Below are 8,772 nucleotides of genomic sequence, written 5' to 3' on the forward strand. Positions count from 1 at the left end.
TCTCAGTGCACGAATTTCTTCAAATCGTTTTGTATCTAGGATAAATATAGACTTATTATTTATCAATAAAACTGTATTCTAAGTTTAGGTGACTAACAAATGTTTTTGCTTTAGAGTAAGATTATAGTACTGAGGCTATGCCTTGACAAACTAGGTGTATGTTAGATTTAGTAACACTAGCCATATTTATTCTGCCAGATTCGAGGATATAAATAGAAAATTTTTCTTTTAAGTCAATAACTTGTTCTTTTGAGAGACCTGAAAGTGAAAACATGCCATTTTGATCTTTGATAAAATTTAAACTAGCGTTAGCACTGAACATTTTCAGAGTTTTTACAAAGAGTTTACGTATTTCCTGTATTCGGTTGCGCATTTCTTCTAGTTCATTTTCCCATTCTAAACGAAGGTCAGAATCATTAAGAATGCATGTTACGATACTGCTTCCATGGGCTGGTGGGTTAGAATAAATGGAACGAATAATATTTTTCACTTGAGAAAATGCCCTAGTTGCGATTTTTTCGTTTATGCTGAGGAGCGTAAAGGCCCCAACACGCTCATTATACAAGCTGAAATTTTTAGAAAACGAAGTTGCTACTAAGATTTCTGTGTTGTGTTTAGCGAAAATACGTAAACTTGATGCATCCTCTTCGACCTTGTTAGCAAAACCTTGATAAGCGAAATCGAACAAAGCAATGAGACCTTCTTGAGAAAAAAATCTAGCTAATTGTTCCCATTCTTCTGAAGTTAGATCAATACCAGTAGGATTGTGACAACAACCTTGCAGTAAGACAATATCACCCGTAGAAGCTTTGCTTAAATCGCTCATCATTTCAATAAAATTTTTTTCTTTTGTTTGTTTATCATAATAACTATATCGAGCAATCTCGATACCAGAGGCTGAAAATATTCGAGCATGATTAGCCCAAGTAGGATTGCTGATCCAAATTCTAATTCCACCTAATTGGCGTTTGATAAATTCACCAGCAATGCGAAGCGCGGCAGTGCCGCCTGGCGTTTGTGCTGTTTTCGCTCGTTTTTGACGAATAATTTCTGAATTACAACCGAATAATAATTTTTCAACAGCGATAGCGTATTCGCTACTTCCTTCAATAGCTAAATAAGATTTAGTTTTTTGTGTTTTTAGAAGTGCTAGTTCAGCTTTTTTGACTGTTTTAAGAATTGGTGTTTCACCTTCTTCATTTTGATAGATACCAATACTAAGATTAATTTTTTTTGAACGAGTATCCTTTTTAAACTCCTCTGTTAATCCGAGGATAGAGTCGCTTTTCGCTTCGAGAATCTTTTCAAACATAATTCTTTTATCCATATTAATTTTGAAAAAGGTACAGATGAAGTAAAACCTAACTATGTGCAAAGCCAACAAAAAAACATTGATATTTACTTTTCTGTTTATTAAAAGTTAGCAGAACCAGGCGTGCGAGGAAACGGAATAACATCACGGAGGTTACTCATACCTGTTACATAAGATACTAAGCGCTCAAAACCAAGACCGAAACCAGCATGAGGAACAGTGCCATAGCGTCGTAAGTCACGGTACCAGTTCATTTTATTCGGTTCAATAGCCATCTCCATCATTCGTGCATCTAAAATTTCGAGACGTTCTTCACGCTGAGAACCGCCAATAATCTCGCCAATGCCAGGCATAAGCACATCCATAGATGCTACAGTTTGAGCATCATCGTTAAGGCGCATATAAAAAGCTTTGACTTTTTTTGGATAATTTTCAACTATGACCGGTGCTTTAAAGTATTCTTCTACTAAATAGCGTTCATGTTCAGAAGACATATCAATACCCCATTTGACATCAAACTCGAATTTTTTTTCCGAGGCTAGCAAAATTTGAATTGCATCGGTATAACTCACATGCAAGAAATTAGATTCCAGCATCTTCTCTAAACGAGGGATAATTTTTTTGTTAATATTCTGAGTTAAAAAAGATAAATCATCATAATTTTCTTCGAGTACTGCTTTAAAAACATATTTAAGCATAGTTTCTGAAAGCTTGGAAATGTCCTGTAAGCCTGCAAATGCTACTTCCGGTTCTACCATCCAAAATTCAGCTAAATGGCGACTTGTATTCGAGTTTTCAGCACGAAATGTTGGACCAAATGTGTAGACTTTACTTAATGCGCAGGCATAGGCTTCAGCGTTCAATTGACCAGATACAGTTAGGAATGTTTCTTTTCCAAAAAAATCTTCATTGTAATTAATTTTACCTTGTTTTGTTCGAGGTAAATTAGTTATATCTAAGGTTGATACGCGGAACATTTCACCTGAACCTTCCGTATCAACTGTGGTAATTAGAGGTGTAGATACCCAGAAATAACCTTGTTCATGATAAAATCGGTGAATTGATTGAGATAAACAATGACGTATTCGGGTAATAGCACCGATTATGTTAGTACGTGGTCGTAGGTGTGCTACTTCACGAAGATATTCAATAGAATGGCGGGTTTTAGATATTGGATAGGTTTGAGCGTTTTCAATCCAACCGATCACTTTTAAAGTGATTACTGCAAGTTCAATTTTTTGACCTTGAGAAGGAGATTTCACGATTTTCCCCGTTACTTCAACAGAACAACCAGTTGTTAGCTTTAGTATTTCATTTTTGTAATTATTGAGATTATTAGGGATAATAGATTGAATTGAATCAAAACAAGAGCCATCATAAATGCAAAGAAAAGAAATTCCAGCTTTGGAGTCACGACGCGATCGAACCCAGCCACGAATGGTTACTTGAGTGTCTATAGCTATTTTTTCATGCAACACATTTTTTATAGGTGTGTAAGTCATAAGTTAGTTTATTCTCCATTGATGGATAGGTTTAATTTAGTAGTCCGACACACTATGAACGTGCTAAAGAATAGTTGTATTGGAGACAGAAAAACAAGATAATTTTTTGTAATTAAAATACTGTATATTACCTCTCGAACTGTGAGCTTCAGCCCATAAATTGCTAAATTAAAGATAAATTTTACAAATCAAATGTGTATTTTGTAATACATTTCTCTCTTTCGAATCTGAATTAATTGGAGAAGCGTAACCAACTTTATATATTTTTATTTTAAACACTAGGTATTCTTCTTAATTACTAGAACTTGATACAATTCTTCATTTCTAAATTAGTTGCGGAGTTTAAATGCAAATATTGATTATAGGTGCTGGAGGACGCGAACACGCTCTAGGCTGGAAGATAGCACAAAACCAAAATGTAAAAACTGTATTTATTGCTCCTGGAAATGCTGGTACAGCCCTTGAGCCAAAGCTAAAAAACATAGATATTGATGTTGAAGATATATCTGCTTTAGTTAAATTTTCTAAAGAAAGAGAAGTGGCGCTTACAATTGTTGGTCCCGAGGCGCCATTAGTAATAGGTGTTGTGGATGCGTTTCGTGAAGCAGGTCTGAAAATATTTGGCCCAACTGAAGCAGCAGCTCAACTTGAAGGTTCTAAATCATTTGCCAAAGATTTCTTAATTCGTCATGCAATTCCGACAGGTGATTACGCGAAATTTAGTGAAATTGAAGCAGCTTTATCGTATGTACGTAGGCAAAGTTTGCCAATTGTTGTTAAAGCCGATGGACTCGCTGCAGGTAAAGGGGTAGTCGTTGCGAAGACGTTCGGAGAGGCGGAAAATTTCATTAAGGGTATTTTTTTAGAAAATACTTTTGGAAAAATAGAAAAAAAAGTAGTTATTGAGGAGTTTCTTGAAGGCGAAGAAACTAGTTTTATTGTGATAACAGATGGTTCTTATGCTCTTCCAATGGCAACTAGCCAAGATTATAAACGTGTTGGTGACAAAGATATTGGCGCTAATACAGGTGGTATGGGTTCATGCTCTCCTGATCCAGTTATTACACCTGAGATCTATGATCGTATTTTAAAAAAAATTATTTATCCAACTATTCATGGCATGAAAGAAGAAGGTCATCTGTATAGTGGTTTTTTGTATGCGGGCTTAATAATAGATGCTAATGGTATGCCTAAAGTTATTGAGTATAATTGTCGTTTAGGTGATCCTGAAACGCAAGCTGTCATGTTACGTATGAAGTCAGATTTTTTAGAGCTTTGTTTCGCTGCTGTAAATAGGAAACTTGATAAAGTTAAGTTAAAGTGGGATACACGTGCTTCTGTAAGTGTTATACTTGCTGCAAATGGGTATCCTCAAAATTACGTTAAAGGTGATATTATCTCTTTGCCTGAGGTGAAAGATAAACAGTGTAAGCTTTTTCACGCTGGCACAGCAAATGATGCTTTTGGTAAAATAGTTACAAATGGCGGTCGTGTGCTTTGTGCAACAGCCTTAGGTAGCACAATTTATGACGCGCAAAAGTTTGCATATAGTCTAGCAAACAAAGTTAGTTGGAAGGGTATGTTCTACCGTAATGATATTGGTTATAGAGCTATTCTTCATGAACGTGAAAAAAAAGAAGGTAGTTAATTATTAACAAACTGTGATGAGAGAACATTAGGGTTCTCAGTTATCTTTAATTTAGGAAGTCATTGCATAGGGTTAGGAATTACTTCAAATTTTGAAAAAAATTCATCACTTTGAGGTTTGTATATAAAATCGCCAATTGTTTAAAACATGGTGGTGATTTTTTTTCTAAACACTATTTTGATCCTCTTGAATCGGATTTGTTCTGCTTTGTGTGAATATTGGATATAAGTAAGGCCAACACTATTCATTTTTTTCGGTTCGTTATTTTCAGCAGGTAGTTATGGATAAAAATGTTCCTATTCTAACGAGCTTAAAACATGAAGCTAAGACCTTATATAATCAGCCGAAAAATTAAATTAAGGAATGCTAAATAGGTGATGATTGGATGTTCATATTGTAAGTATATTAACGAATTTGCCGAAATTACTGAAGGTATGCATTGGGTTCATATAGACCCAGAGCAAGCGGGAAATAACATAACAACATAGGAACCCGAAAAATCGAGGGCATTTTTTGTCCTGGTTGCCGCGTAATCTCGGTTATTCAAGTTCGTCTTTAATCTTAGAGTAAAAGTGCTGCTCCAGCAACAATTCTTTCAAAATAAAACAGAAAATCTAAATGCATGGAAATAACAATGAGTAGCAAACTTGGATTTTTTTCTCTGATTGCTTTGGTGATCAGCTCTATGATAGGTGCAGGGGTTTTCAGTTTGCCACAAAATATGGCAGCTGTTGCAGGTTCAGCGGCAGTGACTCTTGCTTGGTTAATAACAGCTGTAGGTATGCTCTTTCTAGCGCTTGCTTTACAATATTTATCTCTTAACAAGCCAAACGTTGATAGCGGCATATTTGGTTACGCTAAACATGGTTTTGGAGACTTAATTGGTTTTTGTTCCGCTTGGGGTTATTGGCTTAGCGCTATGCTTGCTAATGTATCGTATTTAGTCATTGTTTTCAGCACACTAGGTATGATCTTCGATACGCCAAATTTAGTAATGTTTGGATCCGGCAATACTATCACTTCAATTTTGTTTGCTTCTCTTTTCCTTTGGTTAGTTCACATATTGGTTTTAAGTGGTCTTAAAAATGCTGCATTCATAAATTTACTCGCTACTTTCATAAAAATTATTCCTTTAGCATTTTTTGTTATTTGTGCTCTATTTGTTTTTAATTGGAATACTTTTATACTCGACTTTGCTGGTTTACATTTTGGAAAAGAACACAGCATTTTGTCACAAGTCAAAGCGACTATGTTAATTACTGTATGGGCATTTATTGGTGTTGAGGGAGCGATTGTATTGTCAGGGCGTGCCAGGAATAGAAAAAATATTGGTCATGCAACTATAGTTGGTCTCTTTTTCGCTATACTCATTTATATGTTAGTCACATTGCTCTCAATGGGTATTATTAAATCAACGGAGCTTGCTCAATACCAAAATCCCTCAATGGCTAAAGTACTAGCTTCAATCGTTGGTCCTTGGGGAGAATACGTTATTAGCACCGCTCTAATCATTTCGGTTTGTGGCTCTTTTTTAACTTGGACACTTCTTGCCTCTGAGGTACCATATTTATGTGCCAAAGAAAAGTTGTTTCCAAAAAGTTATTTAAAATCTAATTATTGTGGTAGCCCTGTTAAAGGATTAATGTTAACTAGTATAGGTACTCAAATTTCCTTAATCATTGTGATGTACGCAGGTAGTACCTACAATACATTATTACTTATAGCGTCTGAGATGATTCTTATTCCATATTTCCTTGTCAGTACTTATGTTTTGCAATTTTCTATAAAGCAAAGAAATAACACTGGGTTGTTTATTGGTTTATGTGCTACGTTGTACTCTGTCTGGTTGTTTTATGCATCAGGTTTAGACTATTTAATTATGTCTTCTGTGCTTTATTTGCCTGGTTTTTATTTTTACTGCAACTCAAGGAGGGAACAAAGTCTACCGTTTTTTAAAAATTTAGAATATTTCGGCATAGGTGCACTTCTGCTTGTTGCCATAATCGGTGTAAATATGATGCGAAATGGAAATTTTTAGTATATGTTGTTGAAAAAGAAGTTTTTTCTCCTCGACAAATTGAGGCGTGTATTAATCTTTAGGGTAAATTTTTATTTGTTATGTCTAGTTTTAATCTTTTTTACCTAAGTGGGATTTTATGTTTACTGATCTCATAAGCGATTAATAGACGATTGCATACCTTATAAATAATATTAAATTTGTTGAAGATAAGATGTTTCAAAATAATTTCCTACTTGTTCAGCTTAAGAAAGAAATGCAAGAAAATTTGCCTAAAAAGGAAGGTACAATCAAAGATACAGGCAAAGGTTTTGGGTTCTTAAAAGTAGGTACGAAAACCGATATTTTTATTCCTCCTCAGTATATGAAAAAGTGTATGCATGGAGATAGAGTTGTCGCAATCTTTCATGTTAAAAAAAACACTGCTGAGCCTCAAAAACTTATTAAACAAAGTTTAAAACGTTTTATTGGTCGTATAAGAAAAATAAAGAAAAAAATTAAAGTTGTACCTAATTATCCACAATTTACGAAACAATTTTTGAATGCAAGAGTAAAGAAAGGGCTTGATTATAAAGATTTTTTTGAGGGTGATTGGGTTCTAGCTGACCTAATTCGGCATCCTCTTAAAGGAGATGATGGTTTTCTTGTAGAAATTTCAGAAAAAATTACTCATTCTCGTGATCAAATGGCTCAATTTCATGTAATTTTAGCACAAAATGGTTTATCTCGTAGTGAGCCTGCTACTCTTGATCAGTGGACGCTTAAAGATGATGAAGATTTAAGTCGTGTAGATATGACAGGTGTTCCGTTTGTAACTATCGATTCTCTATCAACTAAAGATATAGATGATGCGTTGTATGCAAAAAAAACCAATTTTGGCACTTTTGAATTAACGATAGCGATTGCTGATCCAACAGCTTATATAACTCCTGAAGATTCTATTGATAAAATTGCTCGTGAGCGTGGTTTTACTGTCTACTTGCCTGGTTATGATATTCCAATGTTACCACGTAATTTATCTGATAATTTATGTTCATTAGTTGAAAATGAAATACGTCCGGCTCTTTGTTGCAAAATAATAGTAAAGAATGACGGAGAGATAGAAAATGTTAAATTTTTTGCCGCGCATGTTCAGTCTCATGCTCGTTTAGTTTATGAGCAAGTGTCAGATTGGATCGAGACTGGAAAATCAAAGGATTGGAAACCAACCAACGAGATTAGCGCAGTAATTCGTGATCTTTATGAATTATCTCAAATTAGAGCCAATTGGCGTAGAAAAAAAGCAATTATTTTTCCAGATCAAACCCATTATCGTTTTGAATTAAACGAAGAAAACAATACAGTTACCATTCATTGTGATACTCGTCGCAGTGCGAACCGTTTAGTTGAAGAATCCATGGTTACAGCAAATATTTGTGCAGGAAAAATACTGCAATCTTCATTTTCAACTGGTATCTTCAATACTCACGCTGGATTTAAAGCGGAACAAGTTGCTGATGTTGTGAAGTTAGTTAGTTTAGAAAAAAAATTTCCATACGACCCCAAAAGCATCATTACATTAGAAGGCTTTATCGCATTATATCATTGGTTAGCTCAGCAAGATACAAGTTATTTAGATAAGCGTATACGTAAATTTCGAGCGTACACTAAGATCACCAATCAACCATTGCCTCATTATGCTATGGGTTTGGATGTTTATGCTACTTGGACATCACCGATCCGTAAATATGGTGATATGATTAACCATCGTATGCTTAAGGCTTATATTATGGGTAAGGATCCGGTACAGATACCAAATCGATCGATTTGTCAGGAACTCGCTTTATGTCGCAAGCATCACAGAGTCGTAGAACGTAGTATTATAAGTTGGCTGTATACTCTTGCTCTTTCTAAAGCGCTAAGGGAGAGATCAAAATTTGTTGGTGAGATTTTTGATATTAATCAAACTGGGATGAATACTCGTTTATTAAAAAATGGTGCAACAGTGTTCGTGCCTAGTATTCTGATTGTTGAAGATAAGGAACGCATTAGATGCGATGTTAACAATGGGATCATATACATTGATGAAAAACTCTCTTATCGATTAGGTGATATGGTAACATTAGTACTAACAAAGGTAGATCAAGATAGTTTTCGTTTGGTTGCAAAGCCAGTTATAGATAATTTTTGAAAGATGAAAAGAAGTATATTTTACTTTCATTAGTTTCGTTATTCATAATAAAATTAAATTTTTATATATTATCAAATTGATATATCTAGTAATTTATGTTTAAATTTATTTTCGTAAAAAAAA

5 protein-coding genes are annotated in these 8,772 nt (G+C 34.6%); 3 read left to right on the forward strand and 2 right to left on the reverse strand.

Features of this window, described 5'->3' with window-relative positions; all coding sequences use genetic code 11:
* Positions 1 to 121 precede the first annotated feature (121 nt).
* Together CF67_RS00720 and asnS are read right to left on the reverse strand one after the other, a co-directional pair.
* Positions 122 to 1,312 (reverse strand): amino acid aminotransferase, encoded by a 1,191-nt coding sequence (locus tag CF67_RS00720; protein ID WP_034413089.1) that lies wholly within the window; start codon positions 1,310 to 1,312, stop codon positions 122 to 124.
* Between the two features lie 101 nt (positions 1,313 to 1,413).
* Complete coding sequence (gene asnS / locus CF67_RS00725) at positions 1,414 to 2,814, reverse strand: asparagine--tRNA ligase (protein WP_034413091.1); 1,401 nt, start codon at positions 2,812 to 2,814, stop codon at positions 1,414 to 1,416.
* A gap of 346 nt (positions 2,815 to 3,160) precedes the next feature.
* Between asnS and purD the strand changes: the two genes are divergently transcribed.
* The 3 genes from purD (at position 3,161) to CF67_RS00740 (ending at position 8,649) form a co-directional block, all read left to right on the forward strand.
* Complete coding sequence (purD, locus tag CF67_RS00730) at positions 3,161 to 4,462, forward strand: phosphoribosylamine--glycine ligase (RefSeq protein ID WP_034413093.1); 1,302 nt, start codon at positions 3,161 to 3,163, stop codon at positions 4,460 to 4,462.
* Between the two features lie 634 nt (positions 4,463 to 5,096).
* Complete coding sequence (locus CF67_RS00735; protein ID WP_034413095.1) at positions 5,097 to 6,500, forward strand: basic amino acid/polyamine antiporter; 1,404 nt, start codon at positions 5,097 to 5,099, stop codon at positions 6,498 to 6,500.
* Between the two features lie 193 nt (positions 6,501 to 6,693).
* On the forward strand, positions 6,694 to 8,649 hold the full coding sequence (locus CF67_RS00740; protein ID WP_034413096.1) for an exoribonuclease II: 1,956 nt from the start codon (positions 6,694 to 6,696) through the stop codon (positions 8,647 to 8,649).
* Positions 8,650 to 8,772: the final 123 nt, after the last annotated feature.

This window comes from Candidatus Photodesmus blepharonis, from assembly GCF_000731795.2.
GTDB lineage: Bacteria > Pseudomonadota > Gammaproteobacteria > Enterobacterales > Vibrionaceae > Vibrio > Vibrio blepharonis.

Bases quoted from the DNA above. Each gene is read 5' to 3' on its own strand.
- CF67_RS00720 (WP_034413089.1), bottom strand. From the start codon at position 1,312: ATGTTTGAAAAGATTCTCGAAGCGAAAAGCGACTCTATCCTCGGATTA.
- asnS (WP_034413091.1), bottom strand. From the start codon at position 2,814: ATGACTTACACACCTATAAAAAATGTGTTGCATGAAAAAATAGCTATA.
- purD (WP_034413093.1), top strand. From the start codon at position 3,161: ATGCAAATATTGATTATAGGTGCTGGAGGACGCGAACACGCTCTAGGC.
- CF67_RS00735 (WP_034413095.1), top strand. From the start codon at position 5,097: ATGAGTAGCAAACTTGGATTTTTTTCTCTGATTGCTTTGGTGATCAGC.
- CF67_RS00740 (WP_034413096.1), top strand. From the start codon at position 6,694: ATGTTTCAAAATAATTTCCTACTTGTTCAGCTTAAGAAAGAAATGCAA.